Source organism: Caproicibacterium sp. XB2 (assembly GCF_044880635.1).
GTDB lineage: Bacteria > Bacillota > Clostridia > Oscillospirales > Acutalibacteraceae > Caproicibacterium > Caproicibacterium lactatifermentans.
Window position 1 is genome coordinate 1,940,231 of record NZ_CP173227.1, and the last position, 19,172, is coordinate 1,959,402.

Here is a 19,172-nt window from a genome sequence, read left to right on the forward strand (position 1 = left end):
TTGAAAACTTTTCCTTCTACATAGGCAATAAATATTCTGTCCCCCTGCTGCATATTCTTAAAAAGAGGGGGGCTGTGTATGTACAGAAAAGCTGCGGGCACGGCGGCTCTCTGTTTGGCGGCAGCTTTGCTGGTTTTTCCAAAGGCAGCCGCGCAGGGGGCCTCGGCGGGTATTTCCACCTGCCTAACCGTGCTGATTCCATCCCTGTATCCATTTTTGGTCATTACCGTGTTTCTAATCAAAAGCGGGGCAGCTTCTGCCATCGGTCAGCGCATCGGCGGACCGTTCGCGCGGCTGTTCGCTCTGCCGCCTGCCGCTGCGCCAGCCATTCTTATGGGCATGGTCGGCGGCTATCCCACCGGCTCCCGCGGGGCAGAAGCCCTGTACGAAAGCGGCGAACTGACCGCCCAGCAGGCAGAACGGCTGGTGCTGTTCTCCGTCAATGGCGGTCCGGCGTTCATCTGCACAGCGGTCGGGCTTGGTTTCCTCGGCAGCGCACGCAGCGGACGGCTTTTGTTGGCTGTTCACCTTTGTGCTGGCCTTTTGGTTGGAATTCTGGTTGGCCTGCGCCACCACCGGGAACCGTTCCCACCCCCTCGACAGGGAAAATGGCCCGGCCCCGGCAAGGCGCTGCTGGCGGCCGCGCGCGATGCGGCCGCTTCTATGCTATTGATGTGCTGTTTCGTTATTTTATTCAGTACTTTCCTGTGTATACTGAAAATGTTCCTAAGCGGCCCCGTATTGGCGGCGCTGGCTGGTGTAAGTGAAGTGACGCTGGGCTGCCGCTCCCTTGGCGCACTGCACGCGCCGCTGTGGTGCTTTGCGCTGGTGCTGGGCTGGGGCGGTTTATGCGTTCACCTGCAGGTCCTGCAGGGACTTTCCTTTCCTGTACATACTGGCCGGTTTTGGCTGTGCCGGATTTTGCACGGCGGACTTTCCGCGCTGATGGTGCTGCCCTTTGCAAATCGGTTTTCCCCGGTACCCGTTCCCTCTGGACCCTCAATCGATGTTTTCGGCAGCTTTGCCCAAAGCCAGCCCGCGCTGTCCGGCAGCCTTGCCGCGGGCATTGCGCTGGTAGTGCTGTGTGCCGCACTGTTAATGGATGGTGGCGGCAGGCAGGATTCTATGCTATAATGATGTTTAAATAGTCTTATTCCTGATTTGGTAGAAGATGGAAGGAGGCCAATCGCCTTGAAAGTGCAGACGAGCTGCTTTTTCAGCAGCAGTATTCCACCGCGGTGTGATTACTGTGCCCACGCGGCAGGTACGCAGCCCTGCCTTTCCTGCCTGCTGGGACGAGAATTCCCGGAAAGCGGCAGATGCTGCCTTTTCCGGTATGACCCGCTGCGGCGGGTTCCTACTGTACAGCCGCCGATTCCCAAGCCGGACGCGGAAAATTTTAAGCTCTGACAAAAAGCAGAAAAACAGCCACAGTGTCTTCTCTAAAGATACTGCGGCTGTTTCTATTTCATTTTTTAATTTTAATAATATCAGACGCTTTCGTGGAAGGTACGGGCAATGACTTCTTCCTGCTGTTCCCGGGTAAGACGGATAAAGTTAACCGCATAGCCCGAAACACGAATGGTAAGTGTCGGGTACTTTTCAGGATGATTCATGGCGTCTATCAGCGTTTCACGGTTCATCACATTGACGTTCAGGTGGTGGGCTCCCTGCGCAAAGTACCCCTCCAGCAGGGCCGTCAAATTATCTTCCCGCTGTGTTTCATCTTTGCCCAGTGCCACCGGCACAATCGAAAATGTGTTGGAGATGCCGTCCTGACAAACACTGCGGTACGGGATTTTCGCCACGCTGTTCAGGGATGCCAGCGCACCGGAGTGGTCACGGCCGTGCATGGGGTTAGCGCCCGGTGCCAGCGGTTCCCCGCGGCGGCGGCCGTCCGGTGTGGTGCCGGTCTTTTTGCCATACATCACATTGCTGGTAATCGTTAGCGCCGACATAGTGTGCTTTGCTCCGCGGTACAGCGGATGCTTTTTCAGCTCACCGATAAAGTATTCCACAATATCCACCGCCAAATCGTCGGCACGGTCATCGTCGTTGCCGTACTGGGGGAACGTTCCCTCCGTACGAAAATCCACGGCAATTCCCTGCTCGTCGCGTACCGGATGCACCTTCGCATATTTGATTGCAGAAAGGGAGTCTGCCGCAACGGACAGCCCCGCAATGCCAAACGCCATTAGCCGCTCCACATTCGTGTCGTGCAGGGCCATCTGGCTTGCTTCATAGGCATACTTGTCATGCATGAAATGAATAATATTATTCGCGTCCGTATAAAGCTGTGCCACATACTGCATTACTTTTTTGTAGTTTTCCCAAACCTTACTGTAATCCAGTACATCGCCGTTCAGCGGCGCAATGCCCGGCACCACCAGCTCACCCATACGCTCGTCCACGCCGCCGTTAATGGCCAGCAGCAGGCTTTTTGCAAGGTTGCAGCGCGCACCGAAAAACTGCATTTGTTTTCCCAGCTTCATAGCGGACACACAGCAGGCAATGCCGTAATCATCGCCGTAAATTGGCCGCATGATATCGTCATTTTCATATTGAATAGAATCGGTTGCAATGGAAATCTTGGCACAGTAGCGTTTAAACGCTTCCGGCAGGTGCTCACTCCACAAAACCGTAAGGTTCGGCTCCGGCGCAGTGCCAAGGTTGATAAGTGTATGCAGATAGCGGTATGAATTTTTGGTGACCAGCGAACGGCCATTCATGCCGACACCGCCGATGGACTCTGTCACCCAAGTGGGGTCGCCGCCGAAAAGTTCGTTGTATTCCGGCGTACGCAGATGCCGCACCAAACGCAGCTTAATAATGAACTGGTCCACAAGCTCCTGTGCGCCCGCCTCGGTCAGTGTGCCGTTCGTAAGGTCCCGCTGAATGTAAACGTCCAAAAATGTAGAAGTGCGTCCCAGGCTGGTCGCGGCACCGTTGTTTTCTTTGATACCGGCAAGGTATCCCATGTAAACTGCCTGTACTGCCTGCTGTGCCGTCGCCGCCGGTTTGGAAATATCCACCCCGTAGGACGCCGCTATTTTGGTCATTTCCCGCAGTGCACGGACCTGCTCGCTGACTTCTTCCGACAGACGGATACGCTCCTCTGTCATAGGGCCGTCCAATTCTGCGTGGTCTTTTTTCTTTTGCTCAATTAGGTAATCGGTACCGTAAAGCGCCACCCGGCGGTAATCACCGATAATGCGGCCGCGGCCATAGGCATCCGGCAGGCCGGTCAGCAGGCCGACGTGCCGTGCCGTCCGCACACGTTTGGGATAAGCGTCAAACACACCGTCGTTGTGTGTTTTGCGGTAAGCGGTAAAATGACGTTCAATTTCCGGGTCCAGCTGATAGCCATACTGTTCCAAACTTTCCTTTGCCATACGCATACCGCCGTATGGGTTCACCATGCGTTTTAGAGGTGCGTCCGTCTGCAGGCCGACAATCACTTCGTTTTCTCGGTCGATATAACCAGGCTCAAAATTGTTGATGCCGGAAATACGCTTGGTTTCTACGTCCAGCATACCGCCGTTTTCCCGTTCCTTTTGCAGAAGGTCCGTGCATTTTCCCCAGACCTTTTCTGTTTTCTCTGTGGGGCCGGTTAAAAAGGATTCGTCTCCCTCGTAAAGTGTATAGTTTTTCTGAATGAAGCTGCGTACATCAATTTCCCGCTGCCAGCGGCCTTCCTGAAAACCATTCCATGCACTGTTCATTTTACAGTACCTCCCGTTTGCTCTGGTGTCGGATTTCTTTCTCCTTTGTTTACTGGGAAATAGCACCGCTGCCACTGTTCCGTTAAGGATGGGTCCATTGCTGGCGTACCGGCCAGCCGGTACGGAATGCCCAGTACCTTGTACTTGTGTACGCCCAGCAGATGGTACGGCAGCAGCTCCACTTTCTGTACATTGGGTACTTTTTTGTCAATAAATGTGCGCAGCGCCTGCATATGCGCCTCACCATCCGTCAGCCCCGGCACGACTACATGGCGCACCCACACCGGTGTACCAGCTTTTTTGACGGCAGCCAAAAAATGCGTGGTTTCGGTTAAGCTTTGTCCGGTCATGCAGTGATAGCTTTCCTCTGTAATCTGCTTCACATCATACAGGACCAAATCGGTGTATTGCAGAATCTCGTCATAGCTGCCGCAGCCGTATCCGGCAGTGTCCAAGCAGGTGTGGATGCCCGCTTTTTTGCACAGCTGCAGCGTTTCCAGCAGGAACTCCGGCTGCAGAAGCGGCTCACCTCCGGAAAAGGTAACACCGCCGCCGCGTGAAAAGTAGGGCCGGCAGCGCAGAACTTTCCGTGTCACTTCTTCCGGCGTCATCTGGGTGCCGCCCTGTTCCTGCCATGTGTCCGGGTTGTGACAAAACAGACACCGCAGACGGCAGCCCTGCAAAAAAACCACTACACGAATGCCCGGGCCGTCCACCATTCCCATGGTTTCCAGTGAATGTACGTTTCCCAGTATCAAATCTCTGCCCTCCTTTTCTCTTCCGGGGGTCAAAAAGAGCAAAAAGGGCCGACCGCCCGGGTGCTTGCCCAGACGGTCGGCTCTTCTTGGCCATACTCCATGTGGTATACTCCACTTCCGTCAGTCGTATGGCTGCTATGGCTTCAGCATACCGGCTTTTCGCCGGAAAGTCAAGTACTTTTTTCGGTTTTACGCAAAAATATCCGTTTTGCGCATACGGTCAGCGGCTTGCCGCAAAGCTTCTTCGTCCTGCACCAAGGCCATGCGTACATGACCCTTTCCGCTGGGGCCAAACGCACTGCCCGGCGTTACCAGCACACCGGCCTTGTCCGCAAGCTCCAGTGCGAAGCGAGTATCGTCCTCGCCGTACTTTGCGGGAATTTCCGCCCAAACGAACATGGTTGCCGCCGGCTTTGCAAAGTGCCAGCCCAAAGCTTCAAACGCACTGCATAGCACGTCCCTGCGCTTTTCGTAAGCGGCACGGGTACGCTCCACACAGGACTGATCCCCGGTAATGGCAGCAGCCGCAGCCTTTTGAACCGGCAGGAACATACCGTAATCCAGGTTGGACTTCAGTGTTTTCAGCATTTTAACAATCTGCGCGTTGCCGACACAGAAACCCACACGCGCACCGGCCATGCCGTAGGTCTTGCTCAGCGAGTTAAATTCCACACCGACATCGGCGGCACCCGGGAACCGCAGGAAGCTGCCGCAGTGAACGCCGTCAAACACCAATTCACTGTAGGCGTTATCATGCAGCACAATAATATCGTACTTTTTGGCAAAAGCAATGAGCTTTTCATAAAACCAGTCGGGGGCAAGTGCCGTGGTCGGGTTATTGGGGTAAGACACCACCATCAGCTTGGCCGCCTTCGCATCTGCTTCCGGAATCGCGTCAAAATCGATTAAGTAATTGTTCTCTTTTTTTAGGGGCATCCAGCAGAGCTTGGCTCCTGCCAGCATTGGCCCGCAGCTGAAAGCTGGATAGCACGGGTCCGGTACCAGCACAGTATCACCCGGGTCCGCAATGGACAGGGCAATATGCGTCAGGCCCTCCTGTGAACCCAGCAGGGAACATACCTGTGTGTTCGGGTCCAGCTTTACCTGGTAGCGGCGGCTGTACCACTGCGCCACTGCCTGCTGCAGTGCTTCCGTGTCGCTGATGGCATAAATATACTGTGTCGGGTCTAGCGCGGACTCCGCCAGCACCCGGCGGATAGCCTCCACCGGCGGGATATTCGGTGTGCCGACGCTCAGGTCAATGACCTGCATTCCCTGTGCTTCTTTTTTCTGTTTCAGGGCCAGCAATTCCGAAAAGACGCCCTCCCCGAAGTGTTCCATTCTCTTTGCAAACTGCAATTCCTGCACGCTCCCTTTTTTCATTGCCCACAAAAATTCTCTCTTCCTGTTCTGCCTAAGAAAGAATGGCAGGTCTATCGGAAATTGTACACGCAGGAACAGCATTCGTCAACTTTTTGCAGCATTTGTTTTTTTAAAATGCAAAAGGCGGGACTACCCGGCCATTTTCGCCGAAGCAGTTCCGCTTTTTTATGGTTTCTTTGCTTTTTTCCATCTTTTCAGCAGGGTACGGACAAGCTGCAGCGTAACAAGCCCCACCGCAGCACCCAGCAATAATCCAATTTCCAGCGCGGCCGCAGAGATATGCGGCAGGCCGACCAAATCATACGTTGGAAACGCAAGCCCCGTCAGGCAGCCAACACCGGCGCCGGAAAAAGCCGCCAGCAGGGCATACAACAGCGCCGTCATATCCTTCCGGCTGCCACCTCTGTGGCGGCGGCGCCACTCCCGCCCGGTAACCTCTTTTTCGGAACCGTCCGTTTTTCGCAGAAGCATTTTTCTCAAAGCTGCCGCCTCCTTCCCTGTTTGCTTTTTATCGTAGGCAGTTTCTGTGGACAGAAAACAGACAAATTGCGAACATTCTGAAAACAAACAGTGAAAAGCCTCCCATACTCATATTTCCCTCAAAATGTCCTTCATGGATTTGACATACGCATAGATATGCCCGCCGGCATTGTCCCCATACCTCTCTGCCAACTTAACAATGGCACTGCCAACGATGACGCCGTCCGCAATGCTGCCAATTTTCTTTACCTGCTCCGGTGTATTGATGTCAAAACCGACCGCCGCCGGTGTCTGTGTGCTTTCCCGTGCCTCTTTCAGAATAGAGGCAAGGCCGGTGTTAATCTGGCTGCGCATACCGGTTACACCCATGGAGGAAACAATATACAAGAATCCCTCGGAATCCCCCGTAATGCGGCGAATACGCTCATGGGAAGTGGGTACAATCATGGAAATCACTTTCACATCATTTTTACGGGCGGTTTCCTGAATCTCTCCCTTTTCCTCATACGGCAGGTCCGGTACAATGATACCATCTATGCCGACTTTGCGGCACCGGTCAAAGAAGCGCTCATTGCCGTAGCTGAAGACCGGATTGTAGTAGGTCATAAAGACCAGCGGCACATCAGTCTTTTGCCGCAGGTCCTCTACCATGTCAAAAACACCGTCCGTGGTCGTGTCGGCCTGCAGCGCGCGCAGGTCAGCTTCCTGAATGACAATTCCCTCGGCGATAGGGTCCGAAAATGGGATGCCGATTTCCACCAGGTCACAGCCGGCCCTAACCATTTGCAGGATATATTCCTCTGTTTTTTCAAGGGACGGGTCACCTGCTGTAATAAACCCAATAAGTGCTTTTCCGTTTTCAAAAGCCTTGTGTATTCTGTTCATTCTGTCAAGTCCCTCCCTCGATAGCGGGCAATGGACACCACGTCTTTATCTCCTCTGCCGGAAAGGCAGATAATCATGCTCTGGTCTTTGCGCATGGTGGGTGCCAGCTTCATGGCGTAGGCCACCGCGTGCGCACTTTCAATCGCGCAGATAATGCCCTCGATACGGGCAATGTACTCAAATGCGTTCACGGCCTCGTCGTCCGTAACCGGCACATACTGTGCCCGGCCGATGTCACGCAGATAGGCGTGCTCTGGACCAACGCCGGGGTAGTCCAGCCCAGCGGAAATGGAGTAGACCTGTGAAATCTGGCCGTACCGGTTCTGACAGAAATAGGACTTCATGCCGTGAAAAACGCCGAGTTTTCCGGTTCCCATGGTGGCGGCAGTCTGTGCGGTGTCTACGCCGCGCCCCGCGGCCTCACAGCCGATGAGACGAACCTCTTTGTCGGGAATGAAATGATAAAACATTCCCATAGCGTTGCTGCCACCGCCCACACAGGCCAGCACAGCATCCGGAAGTTTGCCCTGAATTTTTAAAATTTGCCGGTGTGCTTCCCTGCTGATAACGCTCTGGAAGTCACGCACCATGGTTGGGTACGGGTGTGGCCCCATGACAGAACCGATGATATAGGCAGTGTCGTCCACACGGCTGGCCCACTCCCGCATGGCCTCGTTAATGGCGTCTTTTAGGGTGCCGGTGCCGCTGGTCACCGGGTGAACCTTTGCACCCAGCAGTTCCATGCGATACACGTTCAGCGCCTGCCGCTCGGTATCCTTTTCCCCCATGAACACTTCACATTCCATGCCCAACAGGGCGGCACCGGTCGCGGCGGCGACACCGTGCTGTCCCGCGCCGGTCTCGGCGATAATGCGTGTCTTTCCCATGCGTTTTGCCAGCAGTACCTGCCCCAGCACATTGTTGATTTTATGGGAACCGGTATGGTTCAGGTCCTCACGCTTCAGGTAAATCTTTGCGCCGCCGAGGTCCTTGGTCATTTTCTCCGCATAGTAAAGCAGTGACGGCCGGTTTGCATAACCGCACAGCAGAGTATGCAGTTCCTCCTGAAACGCCGGGTCCTCTTTGTAGTACAGATAGGCTTCTTCCAGCCTTTTCAGCTCACTCATCAGTGTTTCGGGCACATACTGCCCGCCGTGAATGCCAAATCTTCCTTTAGCCATTGCGCAGCCTCCTAATCATACCATCTATTTTTTTGGGTCTTTGCGGCCGTTCAGCTGTATATCGGCCCGTCTCCCACAAATATGGTTTCGGCATATTTGTCCCTCCCACAGTTTTTGTCCCCGGGAAAGAACGCAAAAAGGCCCGTCCCGGGCAGACAGAATATAATCTATCCGCCAAGGACGGGCCTTAAAAATTCTCGGCTCGCGGTGCCACCTTGTTTCGCGGCAAAGTGCCGCACACTTATTGGGAGTACCAGCATACTCCCGGCCCGTTACGCTGGCCCTGCGTCGCGGAATACTTGGCAGCTTTCAGCTGCCTTTGACCGCGCCCTCAGTGGTCCATTTAACTGCCTGCTTTCGGTCCGGTTCTCAGCTTCCCGGGCTCTCTGTACGGGCAATGGACAGTTTTTATCTCCACTTCATCGGTTTAAAGTAATATTTGATTTGCTACCATTATACGCAGCGAACAGAATTTGTCAACTGCTTTTTGCACTTTTTTACCGGAACTGAAAAATTTCTCGGCAGGGTGATTTCCTGTGGCATGCCCTTTTTTGCCCTTTCAAGGGACCATGTGTTCCTGTTCTGCATAAATTTACCCGTAAAAAGGGGAGCTGAGGTCCAAAAATGGACCTCAGCTCCCCTTTGTTCAAACATTTGTTCATAAAAGTATTGCATATCACTCCAAAGTTTTGTAAGATGGAATTTAGAGGGATTCCGCTGCACAGAGAAAGTGAGTGGTTAAGAATATGGATAACTGGAAATGGGGACAAGAGTATTTGCAAGAAGCGGAGGTACTGAAAAAGCACCTGTTGCCTGTTCGCAAAGCACTGAAAAGTCGCACCCTAGGTGTGGAAGAAAGTCAAAAGTTCGCCCAGCGGGAAAGTATGCTGTATCAGATGTACCTTGAGTGCCGTGCAACCGGGCGCCATCTGCAGGAGAGCCGGCCATGAGGCACCGCATTTTAAGCTATGACCTGCTGCCGCAGGAACTCGGCACACCACAAAACCGGGAAGAACCAGACACCAGACGCATCGCCATGCGTCGTGCGCTGCGTCTGGCCATCCGGCAGGAACTAACCCCCCGCCAGCGTGCCTGCACGGAGCGCCGTCTGGCGGGTCTGAAAATACAGGAAATTGCCGCTGATATGGGTCTTGCGCCCTCCACCGTATGCGGGCACTTAAAGCGTGCCTCCCGGCGGCTGCAGCGTTCCCTGCAGTACAGCTGTCAGTTCCTGCAAAAACCATAAACTCCATTTGTTCGACAGCAAAAGGGCTTTCCGCTGTTTTTACAGCGGAAAGCCCTTTTTGACAGCCTGCCCTGTCTGGGGCGGGCTTATTTTTTTGTTATGTGCGCTGATAGGTTTCCAGTACGCGGGCAGCAGCCCCGCCGTCCACGCGGACAAAGTCATCCCCCTGCTCACCGCCGCAGTCATGGCTGATTTCCATTGCTTTTTCGTAAGTAGCAAAGCGGGTGGCTTTTTTGATTGGCTCTTCTTTTCCGTCAATGAAAAAGACAAAACCCATACGGTCCGCTTCCGTATTGGCAAAGCAAAAACAGCCTGCCTCCACGGATACGTGCTGGCGCTCTTCCACAATGCCCGCCAGACCGGACTTCACCAGTTCAACGCCCATGTCGTCCAAACCGGCCTCAAAAATCAGCACTTTTTCCTTTAACTCCATGGGGGAAGCGACTTCACGCTTCTTGACACCGGCAAGCTGCGGGAAGCGTTTGTCTACTTCCACTTTCCGCAGACTTTTTTCGTTTCCCTCCGGTACCAGGTAAATCATAAATTTGTGATTTTTATCGTGGTAAAGGCACGGATAGACCAGCTCTGCCTGATAGCCGCAGTGCGGGCACTGCCAATCAAACAGTGTTTCATCCCGTACTTTCTGCCGCAGAAGCGGCTCTGTGTCCGCGCTGATTCCAGTCCACATTTTGGTGCGCACCGGCTTGCCGCACTGCGGACAACATACGTCCTTGTTTACCTGTGTAGACATAAAAGAAAAACACCCCCGTGTTCATTCCCATTCTCCAAATGAATTCTGTTTATTATACCACATTTCGCGCCGAATGCCTACCAGAAACCCCCTTTTGACATAATTTTTATTCCTTCACTGAAAACACTGTATCCGCACATTTTTTTACTGTTCAAAAAAATGAAGATGCGGTATAATAGATATGTAACTTTTCGTTTATGAGTACCGCAACGCTTATTTTCCGCACGGCATTTCCGCCTGTGCGGTATGGAGGGATGTATTATGGGACTTTTTAACGACCTTGGAAAACAAATTTCCGACACATTCGGCGGCCTGCGGGACAAAAACCACCGCACCGCTGTTGTAAACCGCCTGCGCATTGTCATTCGGAATGACCGCGAGGAACGCGCCCGTGCCTACGTTGCACTGGGGAAATATTACTATGAGCATATGCGCGGTCAGGGTAACCCCGAAGCGGAAGCCCTGTGCGATTCCATCGATGAAAGTGACCGCCGTCTAAAGCACGCGTTCCAGCGTTTGGAAGAAATCCGCGAAGAAAATGACGCAGAAGCTGCGCAGAAAGACAGATGTACTGAGTGTGACAGTGACTGCGGTAACTGCCAGTACGGCATGGACTCGGATGTCGCTGAAGGCTGGGCTCCCACTGAGCCGGAAACACCGGCGGATAATTCACAGAACGCCGCACCGGCTGACGAACCAGTTCCATCCGAAAGCGACAGTGCTAACCATCCGCAGGAAACACCCGCTGCTCCTGCTGTAACGCCTGCCGATGAAGAGGCAGCTCCGGAGGAACCACAGGCGTGAAAGGAAAAGTATTAGTTGGTATGAGCGGCGGCGTCGACAGCAGCGTTGCTGCTCTTTTGCTGCAGCAGCAGGGCTGGCAGGTTACCGGCTGCACACTGCGCCTGCATCTGGACGACCCCGCCTTTCCCCCGCGGGACGGCGGCTGCTGCTCCTACAAAGATGTACAGGACGCGCGCCGTGTTTGCTATGCGCTCGGCATAGACCATTTTGTATTTAATTTTACAGACTTGTTTTCAGAAAAAGTCATTGACAATTTTGTCGCAGAGTATAATGCCGGCCACACGCCGAACCCCTGTATTCGCTGCAACCGCTGGCTGAAATTCGGCGCCATGCTGCAGCGTGCACAAACACTCGGCTGTGATGCGATTGCCACCGGACACTACGCCAGCATACAAAAGGGTGAAAATGGCCGCTGGCAGCTGCTGGCCTCCCCCACCAACAAAGACCAAAGCTATGTGCTGTACAGTTTGACACAGGATCAGCTTGCGCACACGCTGCTGCCGCTTGGCAGTCTCCCGAAGCCGGAGGTCCGCCGCCTAGCGGAGGAAGCCGGCCTGCCGGTGGCCCACAAGCCTGACAGCCAGGAAATCTGTTTTGTGCCGGACAACGACTATGCGGGCTTTCTCTGCCGCCACTGTGGGCATGACAGCGCCCCTGGCGACTTTGTCGACCAAAGCGGCCACATCCTCGGCCGACACCGCGGGCTGACGCATTACACGGTTGGACAGCGCAAAGGGTTGGGCATTGCCTTTGGACAGCCCATGTACGTCACCCATCTGGACGCCAAAAACAACCGCATTGTCCTCGGTCCGGAGGGCAGCCAGTATAGCCGTTCCCTGCTGGCAAAGGAAATCAACTGGGTATCCATTCCCGCACCGGACAGGCCCCTGCGCGTACAGGTAAAAATACGCTACCTGGCAAAGCCGGCAGCAGCGCTGGCTTCCCCCCGGCCGGACGGCTCCCTGCTCCTAACTTTCGACACGTCGCAGCGTGCTGCCGCTCCCGGGCAGGCCGCTGTGCTGTATGATGGTCCGCTGCTGCTGGGCGGTGGTGTGATTCAGCAGGGTTTTCCGGACCTGCCGCCCGCTGACATATAGCCTTGTAAAACTGAAATAAAAGCACAGACATTCGGTAAAAAGCACCCCTCGCTTTTTGCCATACGCCTGTGCTTTTTTCATGTTCTGTTCGCAGAAGCGGCCGTTTATTCCGCTTTTTTATTGATAAATTTCGCATGAAATTTACTGTACAAAATAGTCTGTTCCGCATAAAGGCCTGTATATCCGGAAAGCGCATAGGAAATGGCGCAGGCTAGGAAAAAGTACGGTGCACCGCTGTAGCCAAACATCGAGCAGCCCAGCAGCAGGGCTGTAATGGGGCAGTTGACTACGCCGCAGAACAGGCTGATAAGCCCAATGGCGGCAGCTAACCCGGGATTTAGCCCCAGCAGGCCACCCATCCAGCAACCGAACGTTGCGCCGATAAAGAAGCTGGGCACAATTTCGCCGCCCTTAAAGCCAGCACCCAGTGTCAGCGCTGTCAGCAGTATTTTCATGAGAAACGCTTCCGGCCGAGCTTGTCCGCAGATTGCCCGCGCAATGACATTGCCGCCGGCGCCCTCGTAGTCCGTTGTGCCCGCCAGCAGTGTAATACCGATAATCAGCGCGCTGCCTACCAGCACCCGGATATACTGATTGGGAAGGAACCGTGTGTAAAGTTTTCCTGCCAGATGCAGCACGCGACAGAACAGAATCGCTACCAGCCCGCACAGCGCCGCCAGCAGTGCTGTCTGCATCGCCGTCTGCAAATGAATACCGCCAGGCATAGCGGCAATCACAAAGTGCGCCGGCTTGGCACCGAGTTTCTGCGCAATGCCGGAAGCCAGCACACTGGAAATGCACACCGGCACCAGCGCCGAATAGTACATTTCCCCTACACTGATAACCTCCAGCGCAAAAACGCCCGCTACAACCGGCATGCCAAACAGTGCCGAAAAGACGGCGCCCATACCGCACATAGTCACTATATGCAGGGATTTTTCGTCCAGCTTAAAAAGGCGTCCCGTGCCGTAGGCAAGGCTGCCGCCAATCTGCAGGGCCGCACCCTCGCGTCCGGCGGAACCGCCGAACAAGTGTGTAATGCCGGTCGCCGCAAAAATCAATGGTGCCATGCGCGCGGGCAGCGGCTGTGGCGAGCGGATAGCCAGCAGCACCAAATCTGTACCGCGGCTTTTTTTGACACCGCAGATATGGTACAGCCACACGATAAACAAGCCGCCCAGCGGCAATAAATACAATAGCCAGCTATGCTGCATACGGATTTGCGTACACCACTGCAAAGTATAATAAAACAGTGTGCCTACACCGCCACCAATGACAGCGCCAATTCCGACACTGAGCAGCACCCAGCAGAAGAAGGCCTTTAGCCGTTGACCGTTATGCTTGGCACGCTGCTTCAAATTTTCTTTTTTCTCTTCGTCCATTGTCGCCAGATTTCCCCTTCCTGTTCGGTCCCGGTCCGCTTTTACGGCCGCCAGTCCGTCAGGTCCGCCGGATGTTCCGGCAGCAGCTGCAACTGTTTTGTCAGGACGGCAAGGTCACACCATTTTCCAAGTTTGTACGCTACATGGGGATAAAGATAGATGTCCTCATACCCGCACGCATGGTGAAATCCCACGCTTTCCGGATTTGGCACGGCAATCTGCGCATACAGCTGAATGCAGCCCATTTTTTGCAGCCGGTTTTCCAGCTGCTCATACAGGGCACGGCCTATTCCTCGTCCGCGCTGCAGCCAGCTGATATAAATACTGACTTCCGCCGACCAGCGGAACGACGCACGGGACTGCAGCTGGTGCGCATACGCATATCCCTGCACATGGCCGTCCTCTTCATACACCAGCCATGGATATTCCCGCTGTGTCTGCTGTACACGGCGCGCCATCTCCGCCGCGTTCGGCGCCTGTTCCTCAAAGGTAATGACGGTTTCCTCAGCATAAGGCGCATATATTTCCGCCAGCCGGGCCGCATCGTCCGCCGCTGCCGGACGGATATTTCCGCAGTGTTCCATTCCCTTCCCCGCTTTCTGTAAACAGGCCTTTTCGGCCGAATTTATTTTTATTATAAGGGAGCCCACTGAAAAAAACAAGCAGACAGCAAAAAGGGCAGCCATAAAGGCTGCCCTCATTATACAAGTTCCTGCCCGCAAAGCGGACTGCATCTTTTTGCACGGCGCTGATTCCAATATATCGCGCGGACCACGTTTGTCCGAACTTTGTACTGTTTATAGTATACCGCATCTTTGTGGGTTCGTCAAGGAAAATCGTAATTTTTTTAGCATTTCTGCAAAAAAGTTTTCGACACAATTCGTCAATTTGTTATGTTATGTAGAAATTCTGCTTCTTAAATGCCAAGCAGTGTTTTCCCGCCGGCGGCCAGTTTTTCGGTCAGTGCGGCGCTTTCTGCCTCATTTTTACCCTTTGCGGACAGATAAATTTTAATTTTCGGCTCGGTGCCGGAGGGCCGCACAATGACCTTGCAGCCGTTCTCCAGCCGATATTCCAGTACATTGGACTGCGGCAGGTTAATCTTGCTTTCTTTGCCGGCGTCACTGCGTACACTGCGCTGGTAATCGCTCCAGCCGGCCACACGGAACCCCGAAACTTCGGTCGGCGTATGCTTACGCAGGCGTTCCATAATCTGCTGCATCTGGACCATGCCGTCCTCGCCCTCAAAGCCGAAGTTCAGTACCTCATTGCGGTAATATCCATAAGTTTTGTACAGGTCCTCCATTGCATCTGCCAGCGTCATACCCTTGTTCTTATACCAGCTTGCCATCTCGCAAATGAGCATGGTGGCGTCAACAGCGTCCTTGTCGCGGACATAACCGCCAGAAAGGTAACCGTAGCTTTCCTCAAAGCCAAGCAGGAAGCGGTCCTCCTCGCCCTTGGCCTCCAGCGCGGCAATTTGGTCGCCGATATACTTAAAGCCGGTCAACACACGGCGAACTTCCACCCCATAGGTTGCCGCAACCGCGGCAACCATATCTGTACTGACAATGCTGGTGACGACAACCGGTGCTTTCGGCAGGCGGCCTTGCTCCTTTTTCGCGCTGGCAATGAAGTTGAGCAGCAGCACACCCACCTCGTTGCCGGTCATCAGGCGGTATTCGGTTCCCTGCTTAACGGCAATGCCGCAGCGGTCACAATCCGGGTCCGTGGCAATCAAAAGGTCATCGCCGGTTTTTTCACACAACGCAATGCCCTTTTGCAGTGCCTCCCGAATCTCCGGGTTCGGGAATGGGCAGGTCGGGAAGTTCCCGTCCGGCCACTCCTGCTCCGGCACTACGTCCACTTTTTGTACACCGAGGCGTTCCATAATGCGGGTACAGCACACACGGCCAGTTCCGTTCAGCGGTGTATACACAACCTTCAGGTTGCCGCACGGCTTCTGCAGAATACGCCCCGCATAAACCGCGTCCAGAAACGCGTCCAGCACCGACTCTGGAATGACAGAAATCAGGCCCTGCTTCACGCCCTCATCAAAGCTGATGAAATGAACGTCCTTAAAAATATCAGTATGGTCAATCTCGTTCTGGACATCCGTTGCCATTTGGGCAGTAATCTGACAGCCGTCACTGCCATATGCCTTGTATCCGTTGTACTGCGCGGGGTTATGGCTTGCTGTAACATTGATGCCCGCATCACAGCGCAAGTCCCGCACGGCAAAGGACAGGGTCGGTGTTGGGGACAGCCATGGGTAAATGTGGGCGGCAATGCCGTTTGCCGCCAGCACACCGGCACTGACTTTGGCAAAAACCTCGGATTTAATACGGCTGTCATACGCAATGGCTACCCTGGGGCGGCGGCCCTGCACATGTTTGTTTAGATAATTGGCCAGTCCCTGAGTTGCCTGCCCCACCGTGTAAACGTTCATGCGGTTGGTGCCGGCACCGATGATGCCGCGCAGACCCGCTGTACCAAAGGAAAGGCTGCGGTAGAAACGGTCGTTAATCTCATCCGGCTTATTTTTAATCTCCCGCAGTTCCTTCATAAGGTCCGGGTCCGCCAAATCCTGCGCGAGCCATTTTTCATACTCCGTCATACAAAAATCCTCCTGTCCAGTTTCCATGCCGCGTCTTTTTGGCGCGGATACTTTTACCATTAGATTACCATTTCATGATTTATAAGTCAATGCAGATGCACAATATTTGTAACAATACCGGCCCCTGTAATGTCGACATAACCATACGTTCCCGTGCTGCCGTGCAGGGAGCCGGGGTTGAGGATATAAAGACCGCTGTCGTATGCGGTGAGCGCCTCATGCGTGTGGCCAAAAAGCAAAACCTGCGCGCCGTTTTCACGGGCGGCCTGCTCCACCTCATCCATGCCGTACTTTACGTGCTCGGCGTAGCCGTGCGTCATGTAAAAAGTGACGCCGCCAATCTTTTCTATCAGGCGGGCAGGCAGTTTGCTGCCCCAGTCACAGTTGCCGCGCACCATATAAAAAGTCTTTTCCGGAAAGGAAGCCTGCACTTCCCGTGCTTCTTCCTCGCCGTCACCCAGGTGAATCACGGTTCGCGCCTTCGGCTGTGCCACCAGTGCCCGATGCAAAGCCCATCGGTCACGGTGTGTGTCAGACACGACCAGTATACGCATTCTGTAAGAACCTCCTCTTTTTCCGTGTCATATCGTAAGGACAGTACGCATAATTTACACAGAAGGAGTGTCGCTGTTATGCAAAACCGTTCTAATCGTCCGCTGTCGGGCTTTCCCAGCAAAGTTCCGCAGAAAGTCACCCCAGAACAGGTGCAGCAGCTGATACAGCAGCTGACCCCAACTGAAAAACAACAGCTGAACAATGTACTGAACAGCAAGGAAGCTACCCAAAAGCTACTTTCAACACCGCAGGCAAAAGAACTGATGAAAAAATTCGGCGGAGGGAAATAACCTATGGAAGACCTTGCCCAAAAACTTTCTGCCATGCTCAACGACCCGTCAACCATGCAGCAGATGCAGTCCATTATGGGTGCCCTGGGCGGCGGCGGTGCCGCCAATGCACCTCCGTCAAAACCAAAACCCACCCCAACCGCACCGCCGCCCGCTGGAATTGGCGGACTGAACACAGAAACGCTTGGGCTGGTTACAAAGCTTGCGCCCATGTTTTCCGCCATGCAGCAGGAGGACAACAGTACCCGCCTTCTGCATGCCCTGCGGCCGCTGCTGGGAACCTCACGGCAGAAAAAACTGGATGAAGCCCTGCGGCTGATGCAGCTGATGCGTGCCCTGCCTATGCTGAAACAGGCGGGGCTGCTGGGCTCACTGTAAAAAATACAGAGGGAAAGGGGTGTTCCACCGTGGCTACAGAAGAATCGGGAAATATGCAGCAAATGCGCAAAGACGCAATCCGCCGCACACAAGAAATGTATCAGCGGGCAAAGGCACCGCCCGGCTATAGCGGCAGCGCCTTTGCTAAAAAGGGACCTCCCCCTCCTCCTGCACCAAAACCGCCCGTGGCCGCGCAGCCAAAACCGCCCGCGGCCACGCAGCCAAAATCGGATAAAGCGCCGCAGCCGCCCAGCTTTTTTCAGGCACTGTTTGCGGACGGCGAACGAAATCTCATTTTAAGTATTCTTCTCCTGCTGATGCAGGAAGAACACTCTGACCCATCCCTGCTGTTTGCGCTTTTGTATTTGCTTTTGTAGGGCCTCATTATGCCCGTACCTGCCCGTCGCCCATGACTAGGAACTTCGTACTGGTCAGCTGGTTTACACCCATTGGGCCGCGGGCATGCAGCTTTTGTGTGCTGATGCCGATTTCTGCGCCCAGGCCAAACTCTCCGCCGTCTGTAAAGCGGGTGGAGGCGTTCACATATACGGCCGCGCTGTCTACCCGCTGCTGGAAAATGCGTGCATTCCGGTAGTTCCGGGTAACAATGCATTCGCTGTGTCCGGTACTGTACTTTGCAATATGTGTCAGCGCCTGCTCCAGACTGTCCACCACTTTAATGGCGAGAATATAATCATCGTATTCGGTTGCCCAGTCCGCTTCCGTTGCCGGCACGACTTTGTCCGTGCCCAAAATGGCACGGGTGCGCGGGCAGCCGCGCAGTTCTACATGCTTTTCCAAAAGCCTTGCCCCGATAACGGGCAGGGCTTTTTCTGCAATATCCTGATGGACCAAAAGCGTTTCCATTGCGTTGCAGACACTGGGGCGGCTGGTCTTTGCGTTGTCAACGATATTGGCGGCCATTTCAATATCCGCGCTGTCGTCCACATACACATGGCAGTTGCCGGCACCAGTCTGGATAACCGGTACCTTTGCGTTCTGCACCACACTCTGAATCAGGCCACGGCCGCCGCGCGGAATGAGGACATCCAGGTAGCCGGTCATCTGCATCATGCCGGTGGAAGAGCTGCGGCTGGTATCCTGCACCAACTGAATGCAGTCCCGCGGCAATCCCGTTTTTTCGACCGCGCCGCGCATAAGGTCCGCACACACGGTGTTGCTGTGGATTGCTTCTTTTCCACCGCGCAGAATAACGGCATTGCCCGCTTTCAGGCAAAGTGCCGCGGCATCGGCTGTCACATTCGGCCGTGCCTCAAAAATAATGCCAATAACACCCAGCGGCACCCGTACCCGGCGGATTTCCAGCCCATTTGGCAGGTTGCGTCCTTCGATGACCTGCCCTATAGGGTCCTCCTGCGCAGCTACCTGCCGCATACCGTCCGCCATGTTAGAAATACGGGTGTGATCCAGTGTCAGGCGGTCCAGCATAGCGGGGCGCATCCTCGCCGCTTCCGCCGCCTGTACGTCCTTTCGGTTTGCTTCCAGCAGCATTGGCTCACCCTGCTCCAGTGCATCTGCAGCTGCCCGCAGTGCCGCATCCTTCTGTGCCGCACCGGCCACTGCCAGCTGTGACGATGCTACTTTTGCCGCCTGTCCCATTTCAATGAGTGTCATGTGTGCTC

Annotated in this window: 21 protein-coding genes and 1 riboswitch; of the genes, 9 read left to right on the forward strand and 12 right to left on the reverse strand. The window is 54.4% G+C overall.

The annotated features are described in order from the left end of the window. Positions 1 to 78: 78 nt before the first annotated feature. Together ACIHKT_RS09675 and ACIHKT_RS09680 are read left to right on the forward strand one after the other, a co-directional pair. Complete coding sequence (locus ACIHKT_RS09675) at positions 79 to 1,134, forward strand: hypothetical protein (RefSeq protein WP_174193591.1); 1,056 nt, start codon at positions 79 to 81, stop codon at positions 1,132 to 1,134. A 57-nt stretch (positions 1,135 to 1,191) separates the two neighbouring features. Further along, the gene (locus tag ACIHKT_RS09680) at positions 1,192 to 1,410 is read left to right on the forward strand and encodes a hypothetical protein (protein ID WP_086036723.1); all 219 of its coding nucleotides are present in this window, start codon (positions 1,192 to 1,194) and stop codon (positions 1,408 to 1,410) included. 80 nt (positions 1,411 to 1,490) lie between these two features. Here the strand turns inward: ACIHKT_RS09680 and pflB are convergent, their stop codons facing one another. The 6 genes from pflB to trpB form a co-directional block, all read right to left on the reverse strand. Further along, a complete protein-coding gene (pflB, locus tag ACIHKT_RS09685) occupies positions 1,491 to 3,722 on the reverse strand; it encodes a formate C-acetyltransferase (RefSeq protein WP_086036724.1) in 2,232 nt (743 codons plus the stop codon). Continuing rightward, positions 3,719 to 4,480, reverse strand: a complete 762-nt coding sequence (gene pflA, locus ACIHKT_RS09690) for a pyruvate formate-lyase-activating protein (protein ID WP_086036725.1) — start codon at positions 4,478 to 4,480, stop codon at positions 3,719 to 3,721. Before pflA ends, pflB begins: the two co-directional genes overlap by 4 nt. Before the next feature lie 59 nt (positions 4,481 to 4,539). Further along, positions 4,540 to 4,618: riboswitch (ZMP/ZTP riboswitch) on the reverse strand. Positions 4,619 to 4,669: 51 nt separating this feature from the next. After that, positions 4,670 to 5,863: an aminotransferase class I/II-fold pyridoxal phosphate-dependent enzyme gene (locus ACIHKT_RS09695; RefSeq protein WP_404352896.1), complete on the reverse strand. Its 1,194-nt coding sequence runs from the start codon at positions 5,861 to 5,863 to the stop codon at positions 4,670 to 4,672. Between the two features lie 165 nt (positions 5,864 to 6,028). After that, positions 6,029 to 6,343: a hypothetical protein gene (locus tag ACIHKT_RS09700; protein WP_157659001.1), complete on the reverse strand. Its 315-nt coding sequence runs from the start codon at positions 6,341 to 6,343 to the stop codon at positions 6,029 to 6,031. Positions 6,344 to 6,451: 108 nt separating this feature from the next. Further along, positions 6,452 to 7,228, reverse strand: a complete 777-nt coding sequence (gene trpA, locus ACIHKT_RS09705; protein ID WP_086036727.1) for a tryptophan synthase subunit alpha — start codon at positions 7,226 to 7,228, stop codon at positions 6,452 to 6,454. Continuing rightward, on the reverse strand, positions 7,225 to 8,409 hold the full coding sequence (gene trpB, locus ACIHKT_RS09710; RefSeq protein ID WP_086036728.1) for a tryptophan synthase subunit beta: 1,185 nt from the start codon (positions 8,407 to 8,409) through the stop codon (positions 7,225 to 7,227). The genes trpA and trpB overlap by 4 nt, the downstream gene beginning before the upstream one ends. Before the next feature lie 746 nt (positions 8,410 to 9,155). On the opposite strand from trpB, the gene ACIHKT_RS09715 reads away from it, so the two are divergent. Together ACIHKT_RS09715 and ACIHKT_RS09720 are read left to right on the forward strand one after the other, a co-directional pair. Continuing rightward, a complete protein-coding gene (locus ACIHKT_RS09715) occupies positions 9,156 to 9,359 on the forward strand; it encodes a hypothetical protein (RefSeq protein WP_157659002.1) in 204 nt (67 codons plus the stop codon). After that, positions 9,356 to 9,655: an RNA polymerase sigma factor gene (locus ACIHKT_RS09720; RefSeq protein ID WP_086036729.1), complete on the forward strand. Its 300-nt coding sequence runs from the start codon at positions 9,356 to 9,358 to the stop codon at positions 9,653 to 9,655. Before ACIHKT_RS09715 ends, ACIHKT_RS09720 begins: the two co-directional genes overlap by 4 nt. 97 nt (positions 9,656 to 9,752) lie before the next feature. Here the strand turns inward: ACIHKT_RS09720 and ACIHKT_RS09725 are convergent, their stop codons facing one another. Then, complete coding sequence (locus ACIHKT_RS09725) at positions 9,753 to 10,406, reverse strand: CpXC domain-containing protein (RefSeq protein ID WP_086036730.1); 654 nt, start codon at positions 10,404 to 10,406, stop codon at positions 9,753 to 9,755. Positions 10,407 to 10,667: 261 nt separating this feature from the next. Between ACIHKT_RS09725 and ACIHKT_RS09730 the strand changes: the two genes are divergently transcribed. Beyond that, a complete protein-coding gene (locus tag ACIHKT_RS09730) occupies positions 10,668 to 11,210 on the forward strand; it encodes a hypothetical protein (protein WP_404352448.1) in 543 nt (180 codons plus the stop codon). Next, the gene (mnmA, locus tag ACIHKT_RS09735; RefSeq protein WP_086036732.1) at positions 11,207 to 12,307 is read left to right on the forward strand and encodes a tRNA 2-thiouridine(34) synthase MnmA; all 1,101 of its coding nucleotides are present in this window, start codon (positions 11,207 to 11,209) and stop codon (positions 12,305 to 12,307) included. Before ACIHKT_RS09730 ends, mnmA begins: the two co-directional genes overlap by 4 nt. A 104-nt stretch (positions 12,308 to 12,411) precedes the next feature. Here mnmA and ACIHKT_RS09740 read toward each other — a convergent pair whose 3' ends face one another. The 4 genes from ACIHKT_RS09740 to ACIHKT_RS09755 form a co-directional block, all read right to left on the reverse strand. Then, a complete protein-coding gene (locus tag ACIHKT_RS09740) occupies positions 12,412 to 13,689 on the reverse strand; it encodes a chloride channel protein (RefSeq protein ID WP_086036733.1) in 1,278 nt (425 codons plus the stop codon). 41 nt (positions 13,690 to 13,730) lie between these two features. Further along, positions 13,731 to 14,273 carry a GNAT family N-acetyltransferase gene (locus ACIHKT_RS09745; RefSeq protein WP_174193593.1) on the reverse strand — a complete coding sequence of 181 codons (543 nt, stop codon included), beginning with the start codon at positions 14,271 to 14,273 and terminating at the stop codon, positions 13,731 to 13,733. A 332-nt stretch (positions 14,274 to 14,605) separates the two neighbouring features. After that, positions 14,606 to 16,306, reverse strand: coding sequence for a phospho-sugar mutase (locus ACIHKT_RS09750; protein ID WP_086036735.1), 1,701 nt, complete (start codon positions 16,304 to 16,306; stop codon positions 14,606 to 14,608). A gap of 86 nt (positions 16,307 to 16,392) precedes the next feature. Beyond that, complete coding sequence (locus tag ACIHKT_RS09755) at positions 16,393 to 16,860, reverse strand: metallophosphoesterase (protein WP_086036736.1); 468 nt, start codon at positions 16,858 to 16,860, stop codon at positions 16,393 to 16,395. 78 nt (positions 16,861 to 16,938) lie between these two features. Here ACIHKT_RS09755 and ACIHKT_RS09760 point away from each other — a divergent pair, with 78 nt between their 5' ends. The 3 genes from ACIHKT_RS09760 to ACIHKT_RS09770 are packed head-to-tail and all read left to right on the forward strand — an operon-like array spanning position 16,939 to position 17,906. Continuing rightward, positions 16,939 to 17,151 carry a hypothetical protein gene (locus tag ACIHKT_RS09760; protein ID WP_086036737.1) on the forward strand — a complete coding sequence of 71 codons (213 nt, stop codon included), beginning with the start codon at positions 16,939 to 16,941 and terminating at the stop codon, positions 17,149 to 17,151. 3 nt (positions 17,152 to 17,154) lie between these two features. After that, positions 17,155 to 17,529 carry a hypothetical protein gene (locus ACIHKT_RS09765; RefSeq protein ID WP_086036738.1) on the forward strand — a complete coding sequence of 125 codons (375 nt, stop codon included), beginning with the start codon at positions 17,155 to 17,157 and terminating at the stop codon, positions 17,527 to 17,529. Positions 17,530 to 17,558: 29 nt separating this feature from the next. Continuing rightward, the gene (locus ACIHKT_RS09770; protein ID WP_404352452.1) at positions 17,559 to 17,906 is read left to right on the forward strand and encodes a hypothetical protein; all 348 of its coding nucleotides are present in this window, start codon (positions 17,559 to 17,561) and stop codon (positions 17,904 to 17,906) included. Positions 17,907 to 17,913: 7 nt separating this feature from the next. Here ACIHKT_RS09770 and ACIHKT_RS09775 read toward each other — a convergent pair whose 3' ends face one another. Then, positions 17,914 to 19,164 (reverse strand): glutamate-5-semialdehyde dehydrogenase, encoded by a 1,251-nt coding sequence (locus tag ACIHKT_RS09775; RefSeq protein WP_086036740.1) that lies wholly within the window; start codon positions 19,162 to 19,164, stop codon positions 17,914 to 17,916. Between the last annotated feature and the right edge of the window lie 8 nt (positions 19,165 to 19,172).

Coding starts and splice junctions, on each gene's coding strand:
- ACIHKT_RS09675 (WP_174193591.1), top strand. CDS start 79: ATGTACAGAAAAGCTGCGGGCACGGCGGCTCTCTGTTTGGCGGCAGCT.
- pflB (WP_086036724.1), bottom strand. CDS start 3,722: ATGAACAGTGCATGGAATGGTTTTCAGGAAGGCCGCTGGCAGCGGGAA.
- ACIHKT_RS09695 (WP_404352896.1), bottom strand. CDS start 5,863: ATGAAAAAAGGGAGCGTGCAGGAATTGCAGTTTGCAAAGAGAATGGAA.
- trpA (WP_086036727.1), bottom strand. CDS start 7,228: ATGAACAGAATACACAAGGCTTTTGAAAACGGAAAAGCACTTATTGGG.
- trpB (WP_086036728.1), bottom strand. CDS start 8,409: ATGGCTAAAGGAAGATTTGGCATTCACGGCGGGCAGTATGTGCCCGAA.
- ACIHKT_RS09715 (WP_157659002.1), top strand. CDS start 9,156: ATGGATAACTGGAAATGGGGACAAGAGTATTTGCAAGAAGCGGAGGTA.
- ACIHKT_RS09720 (WP_086036729.1), top strand. CDS start 9,356: ATGAGGCACCGCATTTTAAGCTATGACCTGCTGCCGCAGGAACTCGGC.
- ACIHKT_RS09725 (WP_086036730.1), bottom strand. CDS start 10,406: ATGTCTACACAGGTAAACAAGGACGTATGTTGTCCGCAGTGCGGCAAG.
- ACIHKT_RS09730 (WP_404352448.1), top strand. CDS start 10,668: ATGGGACTTTTTAACGACCTTGGAAAACAAATTTCCGACACATTCGGC.
- ACIHKT_RS09740 (WP_086036733.1), bottom strand. CDS start 13,689: ATGGACGAAGAGAAAAAAGAAAATTTGAAGCAGCGTGCCAAGCATAAC.
- ACIHKT_RS09745 (WP_174193593.1), bottom strand. CDS start 14,273: ATGGAACACTGCGGAAATATCCGTCCGGCAGCGGCGGACGATGCGGCC.
- ACIHKT_RS09750 (WP_086036735.1), bottom strand. CDS start 16,306: ATGACGGAGTATGAAAAATGGCTCGCGCAGGATTTGGCGGACCCGGAC.
- ACIHKT_RS09755 (WP_086036736.1), bottom strand. CDS start 16,860: ATGCGTATACTGGTCGTGTCTGACACACACCGTGACCGATGGGCTTTG.
- ACIHKT_RS09760 (WP_086036737.1), top strand. CDS start 16,939: ATGCAAAACCGTTCTAATCGTCCGCTGTCGGGCTTTCCCAGCAAAGTT.
- ACIHKT_RS09765 (WP_086036738.1), top strand. CDS start 17,155: ATGGAAGACCTTGCCCAAAAACTTTCTGCCATGCTCAACGACCCGTCA.
- ACIHKT_RS09775 (WP_086036740.1), bottom strand. CDS start 19,164: ATGACACTCATTGAAATGGGACAGGCGGCAAAAGTAGCATCGTCACAG.